Below are 26,121 nucleotides of genomic sequence, written 5' to 3' on the forward strand. Positions count from 1 at the left end.
TAAATGTATAATTTTACCTATTTACTTTCAAACTACGTATAACACTTATATAAGGAGGTTTCACCTAAATGAAACAGAAATTTTTTATACTATCGCTTATGTTCTCCTTGCTGACTATTGTACCAAATTGTGCACTAGCAGCCAAAGCATCCAACCTGACAATCGATGTTCAGACTGTCACGCAAAAAGGTAAGAAACCTTATATAGAATATCAAATCAATAGGCCTTCGTTTCATAACTTTTCCGATTCTAAGTTTCAAAATAAGCTAAATTTCTATTACAAAAAATCTACTGAAAAATTTAAAACAAAATTAGAAAAAGACGCAAAAAAATATTATAAAGAAACAGAAGGATCTAGTACACCATTTCATCCGTACGTGGCGAATGTTGATTATAAAGTCTCCTTAAATAAATCACCTTTGCTCAGCCTATATTTGAATTACTATCAATATACAGGCGGAGCACACGGTCTTTATACGTGGAAGGCTAACACATTTGATTTAAAAGAAAAAAAGTTACTACACTTAGACGATTTATTTCAACAAGAAGATAAATATAAAGACGTAATTCGTGCTGAGATCGTAAGACAAATTAAACAAAATGAAAGTATTTATTTTCCTGATGCAACTGAAAAAGTCATGAGCACGAAAAAGTTTCACTTCTTTTTAGAACCGAACAATCTCGTCATTTATTTCCCTTTATATGAAATTGCACCTTATTCAAGCGGCATTCCACAATTTCGTATTCCATATACGTTGCTAAGAGAGTATTTGAAGCCTTCTTATCAAAATATTTTAATTGACAACAAGTAAATAGTTTCGCTACGATAATGTTAACTTAAAAACAACAGGAGGTTAACATTATGAGGAGATTTCATGTTTTAGATTTAGCATTAGCCGCCATGTTCGTCGCTCTTATGGCCATTGGTGCAAATATTGTATCTTGGGCACCATTCCTGCAAGTAGCGGGCATCCCATTATCTATGCAACCATTTTTCGCAATTTTAGCAGGGCTTCTTCTTGGAAGTAGACTTGGTGCATTATCAATGACTGTTTACATGCTAGTTGGAGTAGCAGGTGCACCAATCTTCGCTAACTTCAAAGCTGGATTTGGAGCACTTTTAGATCCTACTGGTGGCTTTATTATCGCATTTATTATCGTTGCTTACGTATCAGGAAAACTCGTAGAACAAAAGGAAAAACCAACATTTCGTACATTTGCAACTGCCTCTTTCACAGGAATCATTTTAACTTATATTATCGGTACTACTTACATGTACGGGGCAGTCAATCTCTTTATGGGCGGTAATATGAGCTATAAAGCTGCTTGGATGATTATGATGTGGTTTGCAGTAAAAGATATTGCATTTACAATTATCGGTGCTATTATCGCACCTCGCATATACTATGCTGTGCGTCGTTCTGCTTATCAGCATTCTCATTCGACGATTTCATAAGAAAAAGGAGTTGTTCCTACTGGAACAACTCCTTTTTTATATTAAGACTCTTGATTCGTTTGTTCTTCTAAAATTTTCTTCATCATTACGACCATGTCATCACGTAATTCTGGGTGTTGCAGTGCCATTTCGATTGTCGTTTGAACAAATCCTAACTTTTCACCTACGTCATAGCGCTTTCCTTCGAAGTCGTAAGCGAATACACGTTGAATTTCGTTTAAACTTTGGATAGCATCTGTTAACTGAATTTCGCCACCAGCACCAACATGTTGCTGTTCTAAGAACATAAAGATTTCAGGCGTTAAAATGTAACGTCCCATAATCGCTAAGTTTGAAGGTGCTGTACCTTGCGCTGGCTTCTCAACGAAATTGCGAACTTGGTAACGACGACCTTCTTGTTCTAATGGATCAATAATTCCATAGCGATGTGTTTCCGACTCTGGAACAGTTTGTACACCAATAACAGAAGAAAGTGTTTTTTCATACTCATCCATTAATTGACGTAAACATGGTTTCTCAGCTTGGACAATATCATCACCTAGTAGCACTGCAAACGGCTCATCGCCAATGAATTTACGTGCACACCAAACAGCATGTCCTAGCCCTTTCGGTTCTTTTTGACGGATGTAATGAATATCTACCATTTTTGAAGAAGCTTGTACTTTTTCAAGCAACTCATATTTTTTCTTCTCCAATAAGTTTTGTTCTAGTTCAAATGCGTTATCAAAATGATCTTCGATAGAACGCTTTGTTTTACCAGTAACGATAATAATATCTTCGATACCCGATTTCACTGCTTCTTCTACAATGTATTGGATCGTTGGTTTATCTACTATCGGTAACATTTCTTTCGGCATTGCTTTCGTTGCTGGTAAAAAACGTGTTCCTAATCCAGCTGCTGGGATTATCGCTTTTCTTACTTTTTTCATCACAAAATACCCTCTCTCCTGTCGGAATCAATAGCAATCATTTCCTACATAAAACAAAAGGGAGATTTCGCTCCCTTTTGTTCCTTACTACTTAAAATTACTTTGTATTATAAACGATTCATAATGTCTTCTTTAATAGTAAGTAACTTTTGTTCACTATTTTGTAAAGAACTATCTTTTACACCAAAGTAGAACTTAATCTTCGGTTCAGTTCCAGATGGACGTAGGCAGAACCATGAACCATCCTCTAATTGATATTTTAACACATTTGATTTCGGTAAGTGAATCTCTTCTTTATGTCCATCTTGTAAAGATGTAATAATGCTTGCTTTATAGTCTTCAACTGCTACAACCGTTAAGCCCGCTACTTCTTTCGGAGGATTTTCACGGAATGTTGCCATCATCTCTTGGATTTTTTCCGCTCCATCTTTTCCTTTTAACGTTAACGACACAAGGTCTTCACGGAAGAAGCCGTACTTCTCAAATACTTCTAATAGACCGTCATATAACGTTTTCCCTTGAGATTTGTAGTATGCAGCTACTTCACATGCGAATAGGACAGATTGTACTGCATCTTTATCACGGCAGAATGGGCGGATTAAATAACCATAGCTTTCCTCATAACCGAATTGGAATTCATATTGTCCGCTTTCTTCATACTGTCTAATTTTCTCACCGATAAATTTAAATCCAGTTAACGTATCAACTGTATCTAAACCGTATGTTTTCGCGATTGTACGACCGATTTCAGACGTTACGATTGTTTTTAATACGACACCGTTCTCTGGTAGCGTTCCGTTTTCTTTCTTTTGAGATAATAAGTAATCAAGCATTAATGCACCTGTTTGGTTACCAGTTAATACTTGGAACTCACCATCGTGATTACGAACTGCTACACCAAGGCGATCTGCGTCAGGATCTGTTGCGATTAATACATCCGCTCCTACCTTCTCACCGTCACGAATTGCATATTCAAATGCTGCATGCTCTTCTGGGTTCGGTGATTTTACTGTAGAGAAGTTCGGATCTGGTAACTCTTGCTCTTTTACAACTGTTACATCTGTAAATCCAACTTCTTTTAAACCACGGCGTACAGAAATATTTGATGTTCCGTGTAGTGGTGTGAAGACGATTTTTAAATCTTTGCCGGCCTTTTCCACCATTTCTTTATTAATAATGACATTGTTCAATTCTGCAGCATATGCATCATCGACTTCTTGTCCAATAATATGTAATAAACCGTCAGCTTTTAATCGCTCCACATTAGCAACCTCAACTGTTAACTCGTCTTCTACTGCGTTTACGTAGCTAATTAATTCATCAGCTTCTTTCGGAGGCAACTGTCCACCATCTTCACCGTATACTTTATAACCATTATATTCAGGCGGATTATGACTTGCAGTAAGAACGATTCCACTCACTGTATGTAAATGACGAACTGCGAAAGAAAGCACTGGCGTTGGACGTAAGCTTTCAAACACATATGTTGTAATGCCGTGTGCACCTAGTGTAGCAGCAACTTCCATTGCGAACTCAGGTGATTTATGACGAGAATCATAGGCTACAACAACACCGCGTTTTTTCGCTTCCTCACCTAACTTTTCGATAAAGCTTGCTAATCCTTTTGTCGCTTTACGAACTGTATATACGTTTAAACGGTTCGTACCAGCACCAAGTTCACCACGCATACCACCTGTGCCAAACTCTAGATTTTTATAAAAGCTATCCTCGATTTTCTTCTCATCTTGCTTCATATTTTCTAGCTGTTCTTTTAATTCTGCATCTAATTGTGCGTAAGAAAGCCAGCGACTAAATTCTTGTTTCCAATTCATTCTTCTCTCTCCTCTCGCTCGTCATACCTTTATTATATGAAAAAAACATGCTGTATCTCAATATTTTATAAAATCTAGCAGGATTTTACTAGGAATATTTGTATACACTATTGTTAAATACTCCACTAAAGGGAATGAGGATTATGCGCGAATGGGGCTTGTCAGAAGAGCTCAAAATACAAACAAAGCAAATGATTGAAATTGCTGAAAAAGAACTATCGATTATGAGGAGCGCAATCGATAAAGAAGACGAATGTATTTTATGCAAAATGGAAGATATTCATCATATGTTAGCAAATGTACAAACATTGGCAGCTACATACTATATTCAAGCATATTTATCACCTTATACGGAAAGTTCATCTTTTATTACGACAGCTATCCAACATTTAAGCGCCCGAAAACATGGCGCTCTTATCGTTGTGGAACGAAACGAGACGCTTGAAGCTTTCATTCAAACTGGAACGACATTAAACGCTCATTTAACCGCACCATTACTCGAATCAATATTTTATCCAGGTAACCCTCTTCATGATGGAGCCGTTCTCGTTAAAAATAATCATATTGTCTCAGCTGCCAATATTCTTCCGCTCACGAAAAGCACAGAAGTTGATCCTGAACTAGGAACACGTCACAGAGCTGCAATTGGCTTATCAGAAAAAAGCGATGCCCTTATTTTAGTTGTCTCTGAAGAAACGGGCCGCACTTCCTTTGCTTTAAACGGGACTTTATATACAATTTCTCTATAAAGTAAAATTACATCGGCCGTAACACCATATATCAATAAAAAAGGCTGTTCCAAAATGTAGGAACAGCCCTCTCTTACGATCTTATTCTTCGCCGAAACGTTCAACAAGCGTTGCAAGTGTACGTACCATTGCACCTGTTGCTCCAGCTGGACCTAAATCATGCGCTCCTGATGATTCAGATGTTCCAGCGATGTCTAAGTGTACCCAAGGTGTATCTTCAGCAAATTCACCCAGGAATGTACCAGCCATAACCGCATGTCCTTCGCGGCCTGGTGAGTTATTTAAATCAGCAAACTTACTGTTTCTCACGCGTTCTTTATCACGATCAAAAATCGGTAATTGCCAAATTGATTCATCTGTTTCCATAGATGCTTCTAGCACTTGCTCAAACAACTCTTCATTGTTTGTCATTGCACCTGTCGTATGATTTCCAAGTGCAACAATTACACCACCTGTTAATGTCGCAACATCAATTAAATAGTTTGCACCTAATTTTTTCGCATACGTAATACCGTCAGCTAATGCTAAGCGACCTTCTGCATCTGTATTTAATACTTCAATTGTTTTTCCGCTCATAGATGTGATTACATCGTCTGGCTTAAATGCGGTACCACTTACAACGTTATCTGTTGATGGAATAACAGCGATCACATTTTGCTCTGGGCGAAGTTCACCGATAATTTCCATCGCACCTAATACAGCAGCTGCACCGCCCATATCACCTTTCATACCGACCATACCTTCACGTGGTTTTAAAGAATAACCGCCTGTATCGTATGTGATTCCTTTTCCAACGAATCCAATAACATCTGTCCACTCTTCTTTTCCTTTATAAATAAGAGCGATCATTTTTGGTGGCTCTACACTACCTTGGTTTACTGCAAGTAACGCACCCATACCAAGCTCTTCCATCTCTTCTTTCTCAAGAACTTTATAATCCATATCATACTTCTCAGCTAACTCAACAGCATACTCAGCAAGCTTCGTCGCTGTTAATACGTTTGGCGGCATATTTACAAGTGTACGAGCTGAATTTGTTGCACGTCCATGTACGTAGCCAACTGTTAATGCCGCTTCAATTTCCTGTGCATCTTCCGCTGTAATAGCCGTAAACTTCTCTAACTCTACACGATCCTTTTTATCTGATTTATACGTTTGTAACTCATATGTACCAAGGCCTTGTACTTCTGCCGCAATATGAGCGACATCAATCGCGTCTAATTTCTCTGTTACGAAAGAATCAAGTAAGATTGCTGCATCTTGTACTTTTGCTGCTTGCAGTGTTTTAAACGTCTTACCAAGAGCCGAACGTAATGTTTCTGTCGTATAAGATTCTTTCTTGCCTAAACCAACGAAATAATAACGTTTCACTTCTGTTTTTCCTAAACTATGTACTTTTGAAATAGCTTTCTTCTTCGTAGAAAGTTCTTTCTCTTCTAATAAAACTTGTAATTGTCCTTCAAACGCTTTGTCCAGTTCTTGTACAAAGCTACTCGTTTCCTCTTCTTCAAATAAGGCAACAATCACCGCTTCATGGCTTGCTAATTCTTTTTGTACTTGGAACATGTTCAGACCCCCTAAATTTCTCTACTCTATCTTTATTATAACTTTATTTTCGATAAAATGCGACAATTCTAACTTCTGTTATACCCTATATAAAATAAAAAAAGTCTAGCGTACTTACCACTAGACTATCTTTGTTTTAAATATTGACCACGAAACACTTGCATCGTCTCATCCTGGTTTAACATCGTTAACTCTTCTTCTGAAAACTTACCATTTCCTATCTTAACTACATATACATTTACTTTTTTCTTACCCCATTGGCTATAAACATCTTTCACTGTATCATAGTACAAATCAAGACGGTTTCCTTTTATTGCACCGCCCTTATCAGCTACTACACCATACCCATAACCTGGTACGAATAAGATTGTTCCAATTGGGAATACGCGTAAGTCCGCTGCAATTGTGGAATATAAATCCCGTTTCGCCTTAACACCTGAATATGTAATACCATACTCCGGATGTCCCGGCCTCTTACCAGTTGACTCAATTCCCGACGTATAACCTGTTGCAGTCATTTCAATTGAACGATATTTAGACCAGTCGTTTGCCTGCTCTAAAGCATTTATCACTTCTTTACTCGGAGCAACATTTCTTTTAACTTCTGCTGCATGTACTTCTTTTGCACTCGTTCCCTCATATTTCTTTACAATCTCTAATAAAGAAACTCCTGTGAAAGCATTCCATGTTACGCATAATGCAATTGCAAGTAAACAAGTCATCATAATGCGAATACAATATCGTTTTAACATTTTTATATGCCACACTCCTTCATCGTTAATCATTCCCTATACGATGAAAGAATATGCAAAAAAATAATCTCCAATTGCATTGGAGATTAAAACATTTGATATCCGCTTTTCCGAAGTTTCTTAATAACGATTCCCGCTAAAGCAGCACCAATCAATCCAGTAGATAAAATAAACACATCTGCTTGTCCTAAATGCGATACACTTGTCCCAAATGAAGAGAATGTTTCTTTTGGCTTTGAAAAATAATCCCACATACTCGCCTTATTAATAATAAGCATACAAACAATCGGATATACAATAACCATTACCCATGTCGCTCGCAATATCATGTTGAGTAAAAATCCAATTCCAAAAAACAAAATGAAAAATAACATCATTGAAATAAGTAATACCGGTATACTCACTCTTTCTCCCTCTCCTTCGTATGTGCCGTAAATACGTGATAGGCTGTATAACCAAACTGCTCTCCTGGATTTAATGTTTTGTCCATTTCAAGATGTAATTCTGATTGTCTTTCTAACAAATATGTAATAAGTACAGACGTATTTGGATCGTCCGCAATCGTATCTGGATGTAGAAACGCTACTTCAGACAATTCCTTCTCCTGTACAATAATCTCTTCCCCTTCAGGCTCCAAAAGGAAAATAATCATATTATCACTAATCTCATTGCGAATTACGCCCGATCTAACACCAATGATCCCCTTTACATGAGCGACAATACCTGTCTCTTCTAACACTTCACGTTTCACAGCTTCATCAACGGTCTCACCTTCATTTACAAAACCAGCCGGTAAAGACCATTTCCCCTTTAACCCACTGTATTTCTTCTTAACGAATAACCACCTGCCATCTTTTGTAGCTACTAGGCCACTGACAGCTAACCATACTTTTCCTCGCTTCTCCATGATGTCATACCCTCCTCTATTAGAACGGACAGAATATTCTTTCTTTTTTATATATTATACTATATTTTTTAAATGAAAAAAGCAGAAACAGCTCTTAGCCGTTTCTGCTTTTTCTACTATATATTAAAAGAACTTTAATTTACCTTTTTTAAGAACTAATAAAGGTCCACCTAATAAGAATAGGTAACGGTTATCGATCACTTTCTTCATGAAGGAAGCTTTCCAACCTGTTAACTTTTTGCCCATAACAACGCCCATTGCATCGTCATGACCTAAAGAACATACAGATCCTTTATTATCGAATACGAATTTCTTCATTTCGCCTTTACCACGAACTAACACAGTTAAGTTGTGCGCAATGTTGTAACCTTGTTGAATTGCGATTTGTGCTGTTGGTGGGTATGGACGGTTAATTTCTTCGTTAATGATTAACGCTGCGTCACCAACCATGAATACATCTTCGTATCCTGGAGCGTGCATGTACTCATCAACTTTTACACGTCCGCGCATTGCTTCAAAGCCAGACTCTTCCACAATACCGTTACCACGAACACCTGCAGCCCAAACTACTGTTTCAGACTTAATTAATTCAGTATCATCACCGTTCGCAACGATAATACCTTCTTCAGTTGCTTCTTTAATTGCTGTACCGATGCGGAATTCTACACCTTTTTTCTCAAGTTGTTTCACAGCGTATTCTACTAATGCTGGATCGAAACCTGGAAGTGCTGTTGGAGCAGCTTCTACACAGATAATACGTGCTTTTTCACGTGGTACATTGTACTGTTTGCAAAGTTCAGGAACACGGTTTGCAAGCTCACCTACGTACTCGATACCAGTAAATCCAGCACCACCAACAACGATTGTTACTAACTCATCGCGCTTTTCATCTGCATATTTAGCGAAGCTAGCTTCCATATGCTCACGAATTTGACGAGTTGCATTAATGTTAGCGATTGAGAATGCATGCTCTTTTAATCCTGTAATTCCGAATGTTTCTGATTCGAAACCAAGACCGATTACTAAGTAGTCATATTCTAACTCGCCGTCTTTTAAGATAATGCGTTTTTCAGCTGCTTTAATTTCTACTACTGTATCTTGTACAAAGTTCACTTTATTTGTATCAATAACGTCTTGAATATCTAGACAGATTTTTTCATCTTGTAATGTACCAGCTGCGCTCTCGTGTAACCAAGTCGCTTGGTAGTGATAGCTGTTGTTGTTTACTAACGTAATTTCAGCTTCATTTACAGATAATGCTTTTTGCAGACGAACAGTCGTAATCATCCCGCCATAACCTGCACCTAAAACTACGATTTTTGGAGTCTTCACCAAATCACAACCCTTTTCTTTATATAATAGTAATGAAAAATAATACCAAGTACTAAAAACTCTATTTGTCAAGAATGTGGAATTTATCACATTCTATATCATAACAAAACACAGTCAAAAAATCGTACGAATTTTGTCATAGAAATTTAACATAATACTTCCCTATATTAGTCGGTTTTATTCCAGAATTCAAGCGTCTGGAGAATTATCAATATTTTAAAATAACATAGCGTTTTCAAGGGTTTTTCAGCCTTTTTTTCATGTATTTTCCTTTCTGTATATTTTATACAATGTAAAAAACATCTATGCGAAAACTTACACACAATTCAGTCGTTTTCAGAAGTATTATGCACTCAAATATGCTATCATTTATTTGAAAGTATCATCATTTGCAGGATTTTCGTGTACATATGAACAATATATGAAATCAATATCAAAATTCCATCTATAGGGGGAATGAAAGTGGCAGAAAATCAAAAAGTTTACGACATAACAATTATTGGTGGTGGGCCAACAGGACTATTCACAGCATTTTATGGTGGTATGAGACAAGCAAGTGTAAAAATTATTGAAAGCTTACCTCAGCTTGGAGGACAATTATCCGCGCTCTATCCTGAAAAATACATTTATGATGTAGCCGGATTCCCGAAAGTGCGCGCACAAGAATTAGTTGATAACTTAAAAGAGCAAATGAAGAAATTTGATCCAACCGTTTGTTTAGAAGAAGCTGTTGATACGCTTGAGAAACAAGCTGACGGTATATTTAAACTTGTTACGAATAAGCAAACTCACTATTCTAAATCAGTAATTATTACTGCTGGCAATGGTGCTTTCCAACCACGCCGCTTAGAATTAGAAGGAACAGCAAAGTATGAAAAGAAAAACTTACATTATTTCGTTGATGATATGAATAAATTTGCTGGTAAGCGCGTCGTAGTATTTGGCGGCGGCGATTCAGCTGTTGACTGGACAATGATGTTAGAGCCGATCGCTGACAAAGTTACAATTGTTCATCGTCGTGATAAATTCCGTGCGCATGAACATAGCGTAGAAAGCTTAATGAACTCTCGTGCAGAAGTAAGCACACCATACGTTCCAGTAGAACTCATTGGTGATGACAAAATTGAACAAGTCGTTCTTCAGCATGTAAAAACGGAAGAAAAAATTATCATCGATGTTGATGATGTAATCGTAAACTACGGCTTCGTTTCTTCTCTTGGCCCAATTAAAAACTGGGGCTTAGATATACAAAAAAACAGCATTCTCGTGAACTCGAAAATGGAAACAAATATTCCTGGTATTTACGCTGCTGGTGACATTTGTACATATGAAGGAAAAGTAAAACTCATTGCTTGCGGCTTCGGTGAAGCACCAACTGCCGTAAACAATGCGAAAGCTTACTTCGATCCAAACGCAAAACTTCAACCGATGCACAGCTCAAGTATGTTTTAATATAGAAATGAAAAGAACTCCCTTTATGCGAAGGAGTTCTTTTTTTATTACGCTATCGTCCCCTTCCAAAATATGTTACAATAAATAAGAACAAACGTTCTATTCAATAAGGGGGATATTTAAAAATGAAAGAACCTACTATCGTAAAAAAAGAAGCTTTCCAAGCAATCGGTGTTTCGGTTACGACGACAAATAAAATAGAGGCATCTACTGAAGGAAAAATTCCAGGGCTTTGGAACCAATACTTTCAAGAACAAATGATGCATCACATTCCAAATCAACAAACGAAAGAAACATTCGCTTTCTATTCAAATTACGAATCAGATGAAACGGGTACATATAAATACACAATTGGCATGCCTGTTTCTTCATTAGAAGACGTTCCTGCAAATATGACAACTTTAACAATACCTGCCGCTACGTATGCGGTATTTACAACGAGAAAGGGACCAATTGCTGAAGTCGTTTGCGAGGCTTGGGAATATATTTGGAAATGGTCAAAGGAAAACAAACGTGCTTTTACAACAGACTTTGAGCTTTATGATGAAAGAGCGTTAGATCCAACTAACGTACAATTAGATATTTATATTGCATTAGCCTAAACGACAAAAAAGAAGATACCAAATGGTATCTTCTTTTTTGTCGTTAAATAGCCACTGTGCAAATCCAACATAATTGTCTACAATGAGAAAGTGCAGTATAGAAATATTAGAAACTGTATAAAGTGAAACTATACTCAGTGGTGGGGGGGGATTCATCCCCCACCACTGAGTATTAGCCCTCACCAATCGGACGTTTACGGGCAGTTAGTCTCCCACCTAACTTCTTTGCTCGAGCCAAATTTTGAGGTGGGAGTTTTACTGCCCGTTAACGCGGGATAAAGTGATTGTTAACAAGTTTTTTAGTTTAAATTTGTCGCATAGAAAGGAAGCAATATGGAGGAACTACAACAAAATAAATCTGCTTTAGAAGGAAGCGGAAAACCGTTATTAAAAAATACGAATTTCCTTTTTCTTTGGGCAGCTACTCTTTTTTCAAGTTTCGCTTTAGCCTTTTTTACTTTTTCACAAACGTGGTACATAGCAAAAACATTAAACCTTGAGGCATCACTCGGTGTGGTTTTCGTAGCTCTTAGTGTTCCAAGGCTTATTTTTATGATTATCGGCGGCGCTGTAGCTGATAAATTCCCGAAAAAAAACATTATGTTTTATTCTAATATTGTTCGTGCTATTCTCGTCGCAACTATCCTTACATGGTTTATCGTAGGTGATGTAACACTATATACATTTGCTTTATTCGCTTTATTCTTTGGACTTGCTGATGCTTTTTTCTGGTCGGCTGATGGATCTATCTTGCCTGAACTTGTCGAAAAAAGCCGTTTAACACAAGCAAACTCACTTACACAAATGACGAACCAAGCATCGGTCATCTTAGGCCCTGTACTTGGCGGCATTCTTATTAAATTTACGAACTATGAAACGATTTTCTCGATTACAATTTTATTACTCATTGTCGCAGCCATACTCGTTCAAAAAATACAATTTACGATGCCAGAGCAGCAAAATACAGACAAAAGCATGTTCACTTCTATTAAAGAAGGAATTTTATATGTAAAGGAATCACCGTTTCTTTCAACTTTCCTTATTTGTAGCGCCTTTCTAAACTTATTTTTAATCGGTCCGATGCAAGTCGGTTTCCCGCTTTTCATTAAAAATGTTCTACACGGTGACTCGCTTCAATTCAGTTACTTAGAAGCATCTGTAGGAGGCGGAATGGCAATAGGCGCAGTCATTGTCGGTTTAAAAAATATTAATCGTAGACGCGGTCTATTTTGCATTATCATGATGCTACTGTCTGGTGTCTTCTTCTTATCCATCAACTTTAGCACTGTACTATGGCAAGCATTATTAGCTGGCATGTTTTACGGTATTACAATCGCAATGGCTATCGTTCCGCTTATGGCGATGATTCAATCGACAGTAAAAGAAGAAATGATGGGACGCGTAATGAGTTTGCTTATGCTATCATCAATGGGCTTTATCCCGCTCTCTTATGCATTCACATCAATCGCGCTTGCAATAGGAATTCCAATCGTAACCGTTATGAAAAGTGGTGCAATCGCCGTTATCGTCTTCGTACTATTTGTAGCGATTCGTGTTCCAGTTGTAAGAAAGTTTGATTAACTACTTGGAGTCATGCATTTACGCATGGCTCCTTTTTAAACGGATCAAATAACGGTATCCCCTTACTTCTTCTCACAGCTGCCCCCCATTCTAATCCAATCTCTAAAAATAAATCTCGCACTGTACTATATAAAAGAGCCTTAACATTTTTACGGATTTCTCCGTATTTATACGCTCTCACAACACTTTTTACGCGCCAAATGAAATTTCCATACACTTCTTCATCAGCTAATATTTGCTCCAGTAAAACACCTTGCTCTAATAATCCGCTCTTTTTATAAGCAAGCTCCACCTTACTCCAAAATATATTAATCTTCTTCGGATTACTCGTCATCGGCAGAAGTGCATATATAAAAGGCTTCGGTATATCATGACGGCAATACGTCTCATCAAGCTCGTACGTTCCTTTTCTATTCTCTTTTATTTGTGGAATGTTTTTAGAAAGAATTGTTTCCCCCTCATATTTTTGCCCCATTCCACTACAGCCAGCTGCATCATTCTCACTTTCACATGCGGACAATTTCATACGGTCATCCATGCGGTCAATTGCAGATATAAGAAATACATATAAGTTCGCACTATACCCGCCGCGTTTATGTCTTTCTTTCGTTGCAACACGCTTTATAATTCCTAATTCCTCTAACTTTGCAATGGAGCGGCGTACTGTACGAATACTTTTTCCAACATTCGTCGCAATCGTCTCCATTAACGGACAAGCAACCCCCACTGTTTTTTGTTTCTCATTTACTGCATACTTCCCTAAAAAATGAATGATGGTAGCATCTGTTTTATTCAATTGAAATCGGTAGCATTTCAAAATTTGTTTTTGATATGTATTAAACTCTTCTTTACTTCGAAATTCACTATATGGTTTCATTAAGTTATATAAGCTTCCCATTTTTATCACCTCATTTATAAGTAAGAGGGAGGAAGGGGATTTGGCGTGCTATTTAATATTTTTTTAATGGAGATGAAAATATGATCGTAATTAGCGCTTGTTTAGGTGGTATCGCTTGTCGGTATGATGGAAATGACAATCTCGTTTCAAAAATAGGGGATTTGCTGCAACAAGAAGAGACACTCCTCATTTGCCCCGAAGTATTAGGAGGATTGCCAACGCCTCGTCCCTCAGCTGAAATTATTGGCGGGAATGGCGATGACGTTTTGGATGGAAAAGCGAAAGTGATGACAAAAGACGGTGAAGATGTCACGGAAGCTTTTGTAAATGGTGCTTATAAAGCATTAGAACAAATGAAAGATTTGCGCCCAGAATATATTATTTTAAAAGAACGCAGTCCCTCTTGTGGTAGTTCCACAATTTATACAGGAGAATTTAACGGGAATAAACAAACTGGTTACGGGGTAACAACTGCTTTATTCAAAAGACATGGATTTACAGTCATTTCAGAAGATGATTTTGAAAATATAAAAAGGAATTGACCCTGTTCGTCAATTCCTTTTTTCTTTCTTATTTTGCACCTAATTTTTCTTTCACTTTCGCAGGAAGCTCATCTTTCTTAACTTCTTCCCAAGCCGAAACACCTTTTTTATCTGAGTGGTATACGCGTAGGAATGCATCTTTACGTAAGTTTTTTTGAGCTGTGAATTCTAATTCTTTCTCTTTACCGTCTTTATCGAATCCTTTTAATTTATACTCAAAATATTTGTATGGCTCTCCGCTATCAGACTTCTCATTTTTTTCAATTCCATCAGCTGTGATTTGAACATAGTACTGATCTTTCCCCATACGGTTAATATCACAACCAACTAAAAGGCTTGCGAATACAACTAAAATACTAAACAGTGCAATATATCTTTTCATTTCCTTCACCTCATATGTTTTTTCTTATATTGTTATCTTAAAGCCCAAAGCTTAAAGAAGAAATTCAAAAACATGACATGAACATTACACTTTTGTAAGATAATAATTATTGCTTCACTTTAGAAACCGTCATGCCGTCACCAATTGGCATGAGTACAGATTCTAAATTTAGATGAGTTGCTACTACTTCATTATAAAAAGCCTTAAGGGAAATGAATGAATCATCTCCCTTAAGGCTTTTTATCCTCTATCTCTTTACTGCCAATTTTTTATGTACCTATTACCGCCAATAACGTCTTTCACGCCACTTTCGCCACTTATCACGTAATTTCCTTATACCGTTTATTACACCTTCTATTATGCATTCTATTATAATATCTATCACAAGGTATCTTATACATCTAAAAATAGGACCTATAACGTACTTCAATATAAATTCAAAAATATTTTCCAGCATATATCCCCTCTTTCTACCCTTCAATTATAACTGGAAAAAAGAAAACTTAAAGCTCAAATAACTGATAAAGAAATTAGAAGTCAATAGATGAAAAAGGATTTCTAAATGATGAAGTGAATATATATTTATTGTTCTCTAACTTTTGAACGAAAGTTTTTTTACATAAGTTTCATTCTGTCCTAATTTAAAGGTTTTGAGGGGAGAAATAATATGAATCCTATTTTATTAGATGTTCCGTTACAAATAGAAACAGATAGACTCATTCTTCGAGCGCCACTTCAAGCAGGTGAAGGGAATGTAGTACATAAAGCTATTAAAGATTCAATTCATGAATTAAAGCAATGGTTGTCTTTATTCCAGTCCATTCCTACTGTTGAAGAAACGGAAATTCTTCTGAGAAATGCCCATATAAATTTTTTGAACAGAGAAAGCTTTCGCTACCTTATCTACCATAAGAAGACGAATAATTTTATTGGAACAGCTAGCCTTCACCGAATTAATTGGAATGTTTCTAAATGTGAAATTGGATACTGGGTTAACACGCAATTTAGTGGCAGTGGATACATAACAGAAACAGTACGTGCGTTAACAAACCTTGGATTTCAGTTATTCAAATTTAGAAGGATTGAAATACGATGTGAATCTAATAACACGAAAAGTCGTGCGATTCCTGAAAAACTAGGCTTTGAACTTGAAGGGGTATTACGTAATGAAGATGTTTCAGCTGACGGCAAACAACTAACTGATACTTGCATCTATGCAAAGATAAATTAGTTTAAGATTTTAAAATTTGTTATACAAATATCTTAAGGCTCGTTTCTAAATTTAGAAGGCGGCTTTTTGATTTTTTACTGTAAAAGAAAAGACCTCCTTAACGATTGCACTCCATCGCTAAAAAGGTCTTTCTCTATTTCAACTAAAAACTTAGCACTCTTCTGGCTTACCAGCATTCGTCGCTGTACGGAAAGATGATCCACATCCGCATGATGCGATTGCGTTTGGATTATCAATTGTGAATCCGCCGCCAAGCATAGATTGTTTATAATCAATTTTTACTCCTTTAACAATCGGAGCACTTTCTTTATCGATAACAAATTCGACACCGAAAAACTCAAGAACTGTGTCGTCTTCTTTTGGTTCTACTTCAAATCCTAAGCCGTAAGAAAGACCACTACATCCGCCGCCGTGTACAGCAAGGCGCACGTACTTCTCTCCATCTTCAGCATCTTTTAACATATCTTTAATTTGAAAAGCTGCTTGTTCTGTTACTTCAATCATGAAATACACCATCCTTTCTGTTCTCGTTCTATTATACATCTTTACGCTTCTATCTTGTACTCATACACTCCGTGGCAAATTACTTCTGCTGGTCCTTTCATTAACACGTTGCCTTCTTCTGCCCATGCAATCATTAAATCGCCACCAGCTAAATGAACTGTAATTTCCTTACCACGTTCCATTTTTCCATTTAAAATAGAGGCTACAACTGCAGCGCACGCCCCTGTTCCGCAAGCTTGTGTTACACCAGATCCACGTTCCCAAACGCGGAAGTTCATCTCTTCCTCATTCAAAATCTCAATGAATTCAACATTTACTCGTTCTGGGAACATTTCATGTGTCTCAAGAACTGGTCCAAGTGTTGTAAGAGGTGCTTGTTCTACATCATCCACAAAAATAACTGCATGCGGATTTCCCATTGAAACAGCTGTAAATGCATAACGATGGTTATTGTATAAGAAGTTTTCACGAATAAATGGTGTTTCACCTTCGCCAAGCATCGGTATTTCTGCACGCGTTAAACGCGGTGCTCCCATATCAATTTTCGCTAACGTAACTTTCCCTTCTTCTACCGTTACTTCAGCCGTTACAATGCCAGCTAACGTTTCAATTGTGAAAACTGTATCTTCTACTAGTTTATGCTCATACGCATATTTCGCTACGCAGCGTAGACCGTTACCACAGCTCTTTCCTTCTGATCCATCATTATTAAACATGCGCATTTTCACCGGCGCTACGTCAGACGGACAAATTAAAATCATTCCATCTGCTCCAATACCAGTATTAATATTTGAAACCTTTTCCGCCACAAGAGCTAAATCTTCTTCAGGAATTTGTTCTTCAAACATATTTACATATATATAACTATTGCCAAGACCATGCATTTTTGTAAAAGAAAATTGGCTCATTTGTATTCACTCCAAAAATAATTTGTTATTTCAAGTATAAAATGCACGCTTTTAGAACACAATATGAATGTCCCCCGTTTCTCATATTTGACAACATTTGGCGATGAGCCATTCTTGCGCAAATTGTGTAAGAAAAAAGCCCTTCTAAAAAGGGCCTTTTTTATTTATATACAATATTATCCTCCCCTGCGAAATAAAATTTTATCTAATAGAAAAAGAAAAAGGTGCTGCCGATTGCAACACCTTAAAACATTGGATTTTCATCCAAATACTCATATACATTATTAACAAGTTCTTCTACTGTAGCCCCTTGTACCACTTCACCATTTACAAGTGCAAACGGTCCTTCAAAACAAATACCACAATATCCTAAACAACCATACTCCATTACATCTAAATTCGGATCTTTTTCTAATTTCTCTAAAGCGGCTTGTGAACCACTCGCAAGGTTACCTACACAAAATTCAATTAATGGTTTAATCAAAATTCTCCCCCCCTGTACTACAAAACAAATTACTTTCTGACTTCATCTATAAGAAAAAAACTAAGCTGTTTCTTGTTGTTTTCATTACACCTTCTAAACTATTTAGTTACTTCATTATTTCACTTCAAAATAGATGATTCCTTCTATATAACATGCTATTTACGATGAAATGGTAACTAAATAATGCAGATCGTTTACTCTACTTTTCTTCTTATTGTACAACAGAGTATTCATTCATGCATTGTTATTTGTTCACAAATTCGATATAATTTGATTGAGTAAAGTCAAAATATTTTATTAATATAAAATTTTATGATTAGGGGATATTTCAACAGAAAAGGGGTAATCCATCATGAAACACCTCGTAATATTAGGTGGCGGCTACGGTGGAATGAGAATTCTGCAACGGCTACTTCCAAGCAACCAACTTCCGGATGATGTACAAGTGACATTAATCGACAAAGTACCATATCATTGCTTCAAAACTGAATATTATGCATTAGTTGCGGGTACTATTTCAGAAACGCATATTCGTATACCGTTTCCTGAACACCCACGCCTCAATATTCAATACGGCACAGTAACAAATATTGATCTCAAAGAAAAAGCTGTTCATCTCGATGGCGGCGAAGCAATTCAATATGATGATTTAATTATTGGACTTGGCTGTGAGGATAAATATCATAACGTTCCTGGGGCGAAGGAATATACACATAGCCTACAATCGATTGAACAAACACGTAAGACATATGAACAATTAAATAGTCTAGAACCAAATGCAACAGTAGCAGTCGTTGGTGCTGGATTAAGTGGCGTTGAAGTTGCCAGTGAACTTCGCGAAAGTCGTTCTGATTTAAAAATCTACTTATTTGATCGAAAAGATAGAATTCTATTCCCATATCCAGAGAAATTAAGTAGATATGTAGAAGAATGGTTCGTAAAACATAAAGTTACTATTATACGAAACTCTAACATTACAAAAGTAGAGCCAAATATTGTGTACAACCACGATGAACCACTTGAATGTGATGCAATTGTCTGGACAGCTGGTATTCAAGCAAATGAAGTTGTTCGAAACCTTCCAGTTGAACAAGATGGTAGCGGACGGGTTGTTTTAACAAAATATCACAATATTCCAAATAACGAGCACGTATATGTTGTAGGAGATTGTGCAGCACTTCCACACGCACCATCTGCACAACTTGCTGAAGGTCAAGGGGAACAAATTGTCCAAATATTATTAAAACGTTGGCATAATGAACCACTTCCTGACGAACTACCTGTCATTAAATTAAAAGGTGTTCTCGGCTCTCTTGGTAAGAAGCACGGCTTTGGTTTGCTAGCAAACCAACCATTAATGGGACGTGTACCAAGGTTACTAAAATCCGGTATCCTCTGGATGTACAAATATCATAACGGTTAATACTTTACAGGCTGTCTCCTAATTAGGCAGCCTCTTATTCGTTAAAATATAATTATCAGACACATCTTTCTCAATATGAATCATGATTTATTTTTCATTTTTATATTAAAAACTACCAATAAACAGTGTATGCTATTGATAAGTTGTTTTATTTCCTTTAAGGCCGAATTCATTCGGTCTTATTTTTTGTGTTGTAAATACTTTTACAGGAGGCATTTCATTTCACTTATGAACGTAACGAAACTAAATGATCGAATAGAAGCGAAGAAGAAAGAATTGATCTATCTCGTTGAAAAGTACGGATTCACTCATCATAAAGTAATTTCTTTCAGCCAAGAATTAGATCGTTTACTTAACTTATTAATAGAAATCAAGACGAAGAAAAAACGTTGCTCTTTATAACCGTTACCTTCTCTTTTTTGATACGATAGAACTAGAATCAGAAAGGAGCCATCTATGTTTATATTAAAAGACGTTACATATAAAGATATACTGCACATTCCTTATTTACAGATTCAAAAAGAAAAAATCACATGTATTATCGGCGAGAGTGGGAGCGGAAAAAGCACATTGCTCCGTATGTTAAATGATCTACAATCTCCAACATCTGGAACAATTGAATATAACGGAAAGCTAATTTCTGATTATCCCCCTATTCAATTACGACGTGACGTAGTCATGCTTGGGCAAACGCCACCTATTTTCGATGGAACCATTAAAGACAATCTATTAATGGGACTTCGTCTTTCTGAAAAGCCATTTCCAAATGATGCTGCCTTGCGAAGTGCATTAACGACTGTTAGCTTGGAAAAAAATTTAGAAGACAACGCTGATTCATTATCAGGTGGCGAAAAACAACGACTTGCTTTTGCACGTATCGTACTTATGGATCCACCTGTCTATTTATTAGATGAACCAACTTCGGCGTTAGATAGCGATACAGAACGACGCGTTATGAAGCAATTCACTATGTTAGCAAAAGAAAAGAAAAAAACAGTCATCTTCATCACACACTCACAACAGCTTCCAGAAGAAATTGCAGACGATATTATTGAGATTAGTAAAGCAAACGGTGCAACTAGAAAGGAAGTGCTCTCAGTTGAAGGGCGTGATTGAACTCCAAATTTGGCAACTTGCCGCTGCATATATTTTCATTCTTATTTTAATCGGGCTCGTGAAATTAAAAGGGATACCTCGCGAAAAACAAATCGCGCTCGCAACGTTCCGTATGACGATTCAGCTCGTACTCGTTGCATATGTCCTTACATACGTATTTGAAAATAGTAATCCATTTTATACAATTGCTCTTATTACTTCTATTACTACCTTTGCAATTTTTAATATTTATAAACGAGTGAATATCCCAATGTCTAAAGAATTAAAACGAGTAGCCGCCCTTTCCATGGTAGCCGGATCAATTGGGCCACTTCTACTATTTATCTTTGTTATTATCGGACATGATCCGTGGTACGCCCCGCAATATATCGTTCCGATTACCGGAATGTTAGTTGGGAATGCAATGACAGGTGTTTCTCTCGGTGCAAATACGTTCTTAAACAATATGAAATCGCAAAGAGGTCAAATCGAGGGGGCACTTATGCTCGGCGCCACACCGAAAGAAGCCGCTGCTCCGCTCATACGCGACGCTTTTGACTCCGCTATTTTACCAACGATCAATTCTATGGTCGGAATGGGAATTATAAGCTTACCGGGCATGATGACTGGTCAAATCTTATCTGGTGTATCACCATTTACAGCTATTCAATATCAAATCGCAATTATACTCGGTATTTCAGGAAGTACCGCTTTTGCTGTCATTATCTTTTTACAGCTTGGATATAAAACATTCTTTAATAAGAGGTGTCAGTTGAAGGATATTGACTATGGTGGACGGTAATCTAGCTTTTTGCTCGGTAAATGATGCACCTTTCTCGGTGAGTGAAATTATATCGACGATTTTTCGAATATATCTATCATAACTCAAAATATATCAACGATTTTTGAAATATATCGACGATTCGACAAGGAATATCGACTTACCGACAAAAAATGACATAATAAAAAGAAGAGGCCTATACGCCTCCTCTTTTTATTTACTTACGCCTTCTTCACGAATTGTGATTTTAACTTCATAGCTCCGAAACCGTCGATTTTGCAATCAATATCGTGATCGCCATCAACTAGACGGATACTCTTTACTTTCGTACCGATCTTCACAACTGAAGAAGTTCCTTTTACTTTTAAATCTTTAATGACAGTAACAGCATCGCCGTCTTGAAGAACGTTTCCGTTCGCATCTTTTACAACTTTTGCACCATCATTATTTTCAGCTTCTGCTTCTTGGCCCCACTCATGAGCACACTCAGGACATACGAAAAGAACGCCATCCTCATACGTATATTCTGAATTACATTTTGGACAATTTGGTAAAGTAGCCATAAATTCATTTCCTCCGTTCATTATTTATACGTAAAAATCAAAATTGATGTTTACATCTCGATAAATAAAATTTGTATAGCATTTCTATATAGTGCCATAGTCTCACGTTATTGACAAGCCTACCTCAAATTCTCATTTTTTATTGTATTTTACAAAATTTCAATTCGTATGGTGTTTCCAAGTAAAAAAGAAGAACCTTCACAAGATTCTCCTTTTCAAAATGAATGAGTTCTAACTAGAATACCCAACCATTTTCCTCAATGTGATATTGATACTCTTCTAGCTCATCTTCACTTAACTTCTTATTATTCTCATATACTTCTTGCCATTCAAAATAGTCTTCACTAAAATAAACAGCAAATTTAATTTTCACGTTTTTCTTCTCTGTATAATCATAACCAGTAAATTCTACTACATCATAATCTTGTTCTTTCTTCACAAACTTCCAAGTTGGATTATCCGTCATAATCTCTAAAGTCACACCTTCACTACTTGAACGAACGACATTTTTAATATTCGGCTCAGTTGGTAAAAGGGAAAATCCAAACATAGCTCCACCAAATACTATCATCACTATAACCTGTAAACCAATCATGCCAGCAAAACTAGCGCTGCCTTTTGATTGTAAGTAATATGCTTTCTCATGATCAGGCGTACCTTCTCCCTTATGTAGAACACGAACAGCGTGCTTATAATATAAACGATTGCCTTGCCATCCAGTAAATATCATCGTTCCTAACTGAAGAACTAAACTACATGTTAAATAAATCCCATCTGGAATATCTATAAAAGGAGTTACAATGATACTAGGTACCGCCAATAACGTAAGTATAATAAACAACTTATACATTTTACGATAAGCTATCCAAAAAGTTGGGAAGAAAAAGGCTACCCAATTCCACGTATTCCCTTGCGCTGGATTTTCTACTTTGCCCCATTTAAAGTCATAATAAGCTGTATTCTTTTGAACAACTTTATGTAACTCTTGCGGAGAAATTGTTTCTTGTAAAACAGTGTCCTTCACGTACATCATCCTTTTCTTCTTTCTACATACGTGTATTTTATAGAAAGAAAAAGAAAGAATCTAACAAGAAGTACATATATTTCATAAAAATGAACGGAAATCGAATATATTCCGACAATTTCTCGTTTATTATTTCATTTTTCTTTTTAATATATTAGAATACTTATGAATGATAGGTTTAATACACTAAGTTAATTATTTTATATATTCACTAAAAAGGATGCATCAAAATCATTTTATACATCTTTTTTAGTGAATATATACTACTATTTTAAAACAAACATCTCGATTTAAGAGAACTCACAAATTAGCTTTCTACTATTTCAAACATATTTCCACTTACGCAACTAATGAATAATGCATTATTAACTTCCTCAATTGATACAATAAAATCTATTGCTACAACATTTTTAGGCAGTTTAATTATATCTTTTACCTCGCCACATGCAGCATCAAGTATTATCAATTCTAAATTTGAAGTTGCAATATAAATTTCTCGATCTTTATATAACAGAACCTCTGTAATATCATGTAGAGTCGTATTGTTCCAAATCACTTTACCTGTTTGAATATGAATACCACAAATTCTTCCTTCTCCTAAGGACAATACCATCATCTCTCCGATAAGAAATGGAGGCAATTCAATTTCAAAAGGCATATTTACTTCATATAACTTTTGAGCGCTCTTATGGTCATAACATTGTATTTGTTTACTTACCTCTTCATAATCATACTCAGTTCTTGTTAATAATATTTTTGATCCCTGTGATGCAATGTAAGAGTACTGTACCTCATCAAAGGCTTTTTCAAAAATTAAGTTACAACCTTCTTTTCCATATTCCCACTTTTGTAATGAATCTATTGCTACACATATAAAATGTTCATTAGTTAAAGTAACTGGTTCATTTGGATTACAATCTTCCATCATTTGTTTCCATCGTGTAGAAGCATCTAATAATTGAATGGCAATTGCAACGTTACTATATGCATCAACTTCCGCATCTTCATCCAAAGGATTCCCTGCTAACACATAGTAATCTGAGCCAAAATGGCATTGCAACTTCTCTCCTCCAACTCGGACATTCTTTTCCCATACTTTCACTCCACTTTCAAGCTCTAATAAAACATTGTAGCCTTCCTGTGTCATAACTAATAAACGTGGTAATTCTTCCTTCGTAGTTTTTACAACTTGTATAATATGCCCTTCTATTTCTAAATTCCATAGAAACTCCCCAGAGCTTGATGAAATAGCGTACAATTTCGCAATATTTTCTCCAAATCTATTCGCATGCCAAATAATTGTGACATCATTCACAGTTATGCAATTACAATCTTCTACTAGTGGAAGATGACACTGCCAAACCTCTTCTTTCGTTTCACTATCGAGTTTACGAATTTCGTGGCTGTTTTCCTCCACATAAAAGATACTCTTCTCATTATGAGATAGTACCGGAGTAAATATCGGTTCAACCTCTACCCCCTTTAAATAATTCCAGTTTAATTCATACTTACCACTTGTAGAATGATATGTTCGGTACATAATTGCGTTATTTCTATTTACAAGTTCAGAAAGAAATGGCTCAATTTCTAAAATTCTATGATACGCATCTTTTATTCGGAAAGAATCAACTCCACTTATGTAAATCTGCTCTATCTCCTTTTTAAGAAACGAAAAGATTACTCGTAAAAATTGCTCGCTATCAACACTAGCTAACTTTTTTCCTCTCTGATTAATAATGAGAAAGTCCCCATCCTTCTTCTTAAACTCTACCTTTTTTTCATACCTATCTAAAAAAATCACAGCACCATCATCTTTAAAACATTCACCCCATGCGTCAAACAACTGACAAATCGGGTCGATTATGTCTGTTTTTTCTTGCAACACAATTCTATCATCTATACTAATTACTATTTCTCCGGCATTTTCTGTCGGCAGTTTATTTAGTTCGATTTGAAACTTTTTCATTATTTCCTCCCTCTATTGCTCGTTATTCAAACTAACTATAATATATGACATAAGATTCTTAAAACTATTATTTGAGGTGACCCAATATGAAGACTACAATTTGGACAGAAGATGATTATTTAAAACTAGCACCCATTAACGACGAACTAATCAAAAAAGCAGAAGAAGTACTGAACGTAAAGCTTCCGGAATCATACATAAACCTTCTAAAAGAACAAAATGGAGGAACACTGCGCCTTGATGCTCACCCTACTTCAGAGCCGAATTCTTGGGCAGACGATCACGTTAATGTTTCTGGCTTATATGGCATTTCTTTTGATGAAAATGAATCTAGTATTTTAGAGAGTCATTATTTAATTCAAGAATGGGAAATGCCTGAGAATCTCGTACTTTTATCTGGGGACGGACATACATGGATTGCATTAGACTATCGAAATGTAGCTGAAAATCCTCCAGTTATATTTATTGATAATGAAGTTGAGCAAATAATTGAATTAGCACCTAACTTTGAAAGTTTCTTACAAAACTTAACTACATATGAATATGACGAAGAGTAAACCTTATTCTAAAGCGGTACAAAATTCCATTGCAAATTTACATGCTGCTTTAAAACTGCTTGGATTTAAGAAAAAAAGACATACATTTTGCAAAGCTGAAAACGGATTTTATAAACTCATTAACATACAAAAAAGTCATCTCCCGCAGCTTATCACGGACCAATTACTAATTAAAGAAAACATCTCAATATTCGATTGCATTCTGCGAACGAGAATAGAGCCTATACATATGAAACAGAACCAGTTATTGCATAATGTTTCACATGAAACTATCGACATTCCGAATTATCTTTCTACTATTTTCGACTGGTTTCAAGTGTGGGCATCTTATGAGAATTTAGTAAAAATAAATATACATTCCGTTACTCCAGTACTAGCCGTCGTTCCAATATTACAGGAAAAAGCGTTTTTGCTTCTTACTTGTTTCTCTTTCTACAATTTAAAACAGTACGAGCAAGCTAATCACTACTTACAGCAATATTTGCAATGTGCTGTACATCTGAATACCGAGGAAAAAGAGCCCGTATTCTTTCACGAAGTTGACATGTATATGAAAAAACTAGTAGAAAACGCAATGTAACTTCACATTGTGCTTTCTGCTAGTG

The 26,121-nt window shown here is 36.3% G+C and carries 29 protein-coding genes and 1 pseudogene; 14 read left to right on the plus strand and 16 right to left on the minus strand.

Annotated elements, in window-relative coordinates:
• Positions 1 to 68 precede the first annotated feature (68 nt).
• The gene (locus NST14_RS25155) at positions 69 to 812 is read left to right on the plus strand and encodes a DUF3298 and DUF4163 domain-containing protein (protein WP_000810358.1); all 744 of its coding nucleotides are present in this window, start codon (positions 69 to 71) and stop codon (positions 810 to 812) included.
• 50 nt (positions 813 to 862) lie between these two features.
• Positions 863 to 1,456 (plus strand): biotin transporter BioY, encoded by a 594-nt coding sequence (locus tag NST14_RS25160; protein WP_001252157.1) that lies wholly within the window; start codon positions 863 to 865, stop codon positions 1,454 to 1,456.
• A 41-nt stretch (positions 1,457 to 1,497) separates the two neighbouring features.
• On the opposite strand, the gene galU is transcribed toward NST14_RS25160, so the two are convergent.
• Together galU and NST14_RS25170 are read right to left on the minus strand one after the other, a co-directional pair.
• Complete coding sequence (gene galU / locus NST14_RS25165; protein WP_002163486.1) at positions 1,498 to 2,385, minus strand: UTP--glucose-1-phosphate uridylyltransferase GalU; 888 nt, start codon at positions 2,383 to 2,385, stop codon at positions 1,498 to 1,500.
• Positions 2,386 to 2,492: 107 nt separating this feature from the next.
• Positions 2,493 to 4,217: a phospho-sugar mutase gene (locus tag NST14_RS25170; protein WP_001104211.1), complete on the minus strand. Its 1,725-nt coding sequence runs from the start codon at positions 4,215 to 4,217 to the stop codon at positions 2,493 to 2,495.
• 143 nt (positions 4,218 to 4,360) lie between these two features.
• On the opposite strand from NST14_RS25170, the gene cdaS reads away from it, so the two are divergent.
• The gene (cdaS, locus tag NST14_RS25175) at positions 4,361 to 4,966 is read left to right on the plus strand and encodes a sporulation-specific diadenylate cyclase CdaS (RefSeq protein WP_001209528.1); all 606 of its coding nucleotides are present in this window, start codon (positions 4,361 to 4,363) and stop codon (positions 4,964 to 4,966) included.
• An 81-nt stretch (positions 4,967 to 5,047) separates the two neighbouring features.
• Here the strand turns inward: cdaS and pepA are convergent, their stop codons facing one another.
• The 5 genes from pepA to NST14_RS25200 all read right to left on the minus strand — a co-directional run bounded on the left by pepA (position 5,048) and on the right by NST14_RS25200 (position 9,523).
• The gene (gene pepA / locus NST14_RS25180) at positions 5,048 to 6,532 is read right to left on the minus strand and encodes a cytosol aminopeptidase (RefSeq protein WP_000487970.1); all 1,485 of its coding nucleotides are present in this window, start codon (positions 6,530 to 6,532) and stop codon (positions 5,048 to 5,050) included.
• A gap of 125 nt (positions 6,533 to 6,657) precedes the next feature.
• Positions 6,658 to 7,284 (minus strand): 3D domain-containing protein, encoded by a 627-nt coding sequence (locus NST14_RS25185; protein ID WP_000920101.1) that lies wholly within the window; start codon positions 7,282 to 7,284, stop codon positions 6,658 to 6,660.
• A gap of 86 nt (positions 7,285 to 7,370) precedes the next feature.
• Positions 7,371 to 7,688: a YuiB family protein gene (locus NST14_RS25190; protein ID WP_000027014.1), complete on the minus strand. Its 318-nt coding sequence runs from the start codon at positions 7,686 to 7,688 to the stop codon at positions 7,371 to 7,373.
• On the minus strand, positions 7,685 to 8,191 hold the full coding sequence (locus NST14_RS25195; protein ID WP_000415311.1) for an NUDIX hydrolase: 507 nt from the start codon (positions 8,189 to 8,191) through the stop codon (positions 7,685 to 7,687). The genes NST14_RS25190 and NST14_RS25195 overlap by 4 nt, the downstream gene beginning before the upstream one ends.
• Before the next feature lie 123 nt (positions 8,192 to 8,314).
• Positions 8,315 to 9,523, minus strand: a complete 1,209-nt coding sequence (locus NST14_RS25200) for an NAD(P)/FAD-dependent oxidoreductase (protein WP_000856615.1) — start codon at positions 9,521 to 9,523, stop codon at positions 8,315 to 8,317.
• Positions 9,524 to 9,985: 462 nt separating this feature from the next.
• On the opposite strand from NST14_RS25200, the gene NST14_RS25205 reads away from it, so the two are divergent.
• The 3 genes from NST14_RS25205 to NST14_RS25215 all read left to right on the plus strand — a co-directional run bounded on the left by NST14_RS25205 (position 9,986) and on the right by NST14_RS25215 (position 13,158).
• A complete protein-coding gene (locus NST14_RS25205; protein WP_000829779.1) occupies positions 9,986 to 10,975 on the plus strand; it encodes an NAD(P)/FAD-dependent oxidoreductase in 990 nt (329 codons plus the stop codon).
• 125 nt (positions 10,976 to 11,100) lie between these two features.
• Positions 11,101 to 11,577: a GyrI-like domain-containing protein gene (locus NST14_RS25210; RefSeq protein ID WP_000662718.1), complete on the plus strand. Its 477-nt coding sequence runs from the start codon at positions 11,101 to 11,103 to the stop codon at positions 11,575 to 11,577.
• 333 nt (positions 11,578 to 11,910) lie between these two features.
• Positions 11,911 to 13,158 (plus strand): MFS transporter, encoded by a 1,248-nt coding sequence (locus NST14_RS25215; protein ID WP_000391922.1) that lies wholly within the window; start codon positions 11,911 to 11,913, stop codon positions 13,156 to 13,158.
• 10 nt (positions 13,159 to 13,168) lie between these two features.
• Here the strand turns inward: NST14_RS25215 and NST14_RS25220 are convergent, their stop codons facing one another.
• A complete protein-coding gene (locus NST14_RS25220; RefSeq protein WP_000535242.1) occupies positions 13,169 to 14,056 on the minus strand; it encodes a helix-turn-helix domain-containing protein in 888 nt (295 codons plus the stop codon).
• An 80-nt stretch (positions 14,057 to 14,136) separates the two neighbouring features.
• Here NST14_RS25220 and NST14_RS25225 point away from each other — a divergent pair, with 80 nt between their 5' ends.
• Positions 14,137 to 14,598 (plus strand): DUF523 domain-containing protein, encoded by a 462-nt coding sequence (locus NST14_RS25225; RefSeq protein ID WP_000635515.1) that lies wholly within the window; start codon positions 14,137 to 14,139, stop codon positions 14,596 to 14,598.
• Positions 14,599 to 14,626: 28 nt separating this feature from the next.
• On the opposite strand, the gene NST14_RS25230 is transcribed toward NST14_RS25225, so the two are convergent.
• On the minus strand, positions 14,627 to 14,980 hold the full coding sequence (locus NST14_RS25230; RefSeq protein WP_000833137.1) for a YxeA family protein: 354 nt from the start codon (positions 14,978 to 14,980) through the stop codon (positions 14,627 to 14,629).
• Between the two features lie 106 nt (positions 14,981 to 15,086).
• A pseudogene (locus tag NST14_RS25235) lies at positions 15,087 to 15,176 on the minus strand (methyltransferase); the annotation flags it as partial.
• A 471-nt stretch (positions 15,177 to 15,647) separates the two neighbouring features.
• On the opposite strand from NST14_RS25235, the gene NST14_RS25240 reads away from it, so the two are divergent.
• Entirely contained in the window at positions 15,648 to 16,211 is a 564-nt protein-coding gene (locus tag NST14_RS25240) for a GNAT family N-acetyltransferase (protein ID WP_001068205.1), read from the plus strand.
• A gap of 150 nt (positions 16,212 to 16,361) precedes the next feature.
• Here the strand turns inward: NST14_RS25240 and NST14_RS25245 are convergent, their stop codons facing one another.
• From NST14_RS25245 to NST14_RS25255, 3 genes are all read right to left on the minus strand, one after another.
• Positions 16,362 to 16,715, minus strand: a complete 354-nt coding sequence (locus tag NST14_RS25245) for a HesB/IscA family protein (RefSeq protein ID WP_000573822.1) — start codon at positions 16,713 to 16,715, stop codon at positions 16,362 to 16,364.
• 41 nt (positions 16,716 to 16,756) lie between these two features.
• Positions 16,757 to 17,623: a diaminopimelate epimerase gene (gene dapF / locus NST14_RS25250; protein ID WP_000077383.1), complete on the minus strand. Its 867-nt coding sequence runs from the start codon at positions 17,621 to 17,623 to the stop codon at positions 16,757 to 16,759.
• Positions 17,624 to 17,867: 244 nt separating this feature from the next.
• Positions 17,868 to 18,107: a YuzB family protein gene (locus NST14_RS25255; RefSeq protein WP_000595026.1), complete on the minus strand. Its 240-nt coding sequence runs from the start codon at positions 18,105 to 18,107 to the stop codon at positions 17,868 to 17,870.
• A gap of 352 nt (positions 18,108 to 18,459) precedes the next feature.
• On the opposite strand from NST14_RS25255, the gene NST14_RS25260 reads away from it, so the two are divergent.
• The 4 genes from NST14_RS25260 (at position 18,460) to NST14_RS25275 (ending at position 21,427) form a co-directional block, all read left to right on the plus strand.
• Positions 18,460 to 19,530 (plus strand): NAD(P)/FAD-dependent oxidoreductase, encoded by a 1,071-nt coding sequence (locus NST14_RS25260; RefSeq protein WP_000682080.1) that lies wholly within the window; start codon positions 18,460 to 18,462, stop codon positions 19,528 to 19,530.
• 228 nt (positions 19,531 to 19,758) lie between these two features.
• The gene (locus NST14_RS25265; protein WP_001103328.1) at positions 19,759 to 19,932 is read left to right on the plus strand and encodes an aspartyl-phosphate phosphatase Spo0E family protein; all 174 of its coding nucleotides are present in this window, start codon (positions 19,759 to 19,761) and stop codon (positions 19,930 to 19,932) included.
• 54 nt (positions 19,933 to 19,986) lie between these two features.
• Positions 19,987 to 20,646, plus strand: a complete 660-nt coding sequence (locus NST14_RS25270; protein WP_000470273.1) for an ABC transporter ATP-binding protein — start codon at positions 19,987 to 19,989, stop codon at positions 20,644 to 20,646.
• A complete protein-coding gene (locus NST14_RS25275) occupies positions 20,630 to 21,427 on the plus strand; it encodes an ABC transporter permease (RefSeq protein WP_000679250.1) in 798 nt (265 codons plus the stop codon). Before NST14_RS25270 ends, NST14_RS25275 begins: the two co-directional genes overlap by 17 nt.
• Positions 21,428 to 21,627: 200 nt before the next feature.
• Here NST14_RS25275 and phnA read toward each other — a convergent pair whose 3' ends face one another.
• From phnA to NST14_RS25290, 3 genes are all read right to left on the minus strand, one after another.
• Positions 21,628 to 21,969, minus strand: a complete 342-nt coding sequence (gene phnA / locus NST14_RS25280; protein WP_000212737.1) for an alkylphosphonate utilization operon protein PhnA — start codon at positions 21,967 to 21,969, stop codon at positions 21,628 to 21,630.
• Positions 21,970 to 22,204: 235 nt separating this feature from the next.
• Complete coding sequence (locus tag NST14_RS25285; protein WP_229143404.1) at positions 22,205 to 22,999, minus strand: DUF2628 domain-containing protein; 795 nt, start codon at positions 22,997 to 22,999, stop codon at positions 22,205 to 22,207.
• A 301-nt stretch (positions 23,000 to 23,300) separates the two neighbouring features.
• Complete coding sequence (locus NST14_RS25290) at positions 23,301 to 24,959, minus strand: outer membrane protein assembly factor BamB family protein (RefSeq protein ID WP_229143407.1); 1,659 nt, start codon at positions 24,957 to 24,959, stop codon at positions 23,301 to 23,303.
• Positions 24,960 to 25,045: 86 nt separating this feature from the next.
• Between NST14_RS25290 and NST14_RS25295 the strand changes: the two genes are divergently transcribed.
• Both NST14_RS25295 and NST14_RS25300 read left to right on the plus strand, forming a co-directional pair.
• The gene (locus NST14_RS25295) at positions 25,046 to 25,516 is read left to right on the plus strand and encodes an SMI1/KNR4 family protein (protein WP_000858819.1); all 471 of its coding nucleotides are present in this window, start codon (positions 25,046 to 25,048) and stop codon (positions 25,514 to 25,516) included.
• Positions 25,503 to 26,096: a DUF4304 domain-containing protein gene (locus NST14_RS25300; protein ID WP_061536077.1), complete on the plus strand. Its 594-nt coding sequence runs from the start codon at positions 25,503 to 25,505 to the stop codon at positions 26,094 to 26,096. The genes NST14_RS25295 and NST14_RS25300 overlap by 14 nt, the downstream gene beginning before the upstream one ends.
• Positions 26,097 to 26,121 lie beyond the last annotated feature (25 nt).

This window comes from Bacillus sp. FSL W8-0519 (genome assembly GCF_038005585.1).
Lineage (GTDB): Bacteria > Bacillota > Bacilli > Bacillales > Bacillaceae_G > Bacillus_A > Bacillus_A paranthracis.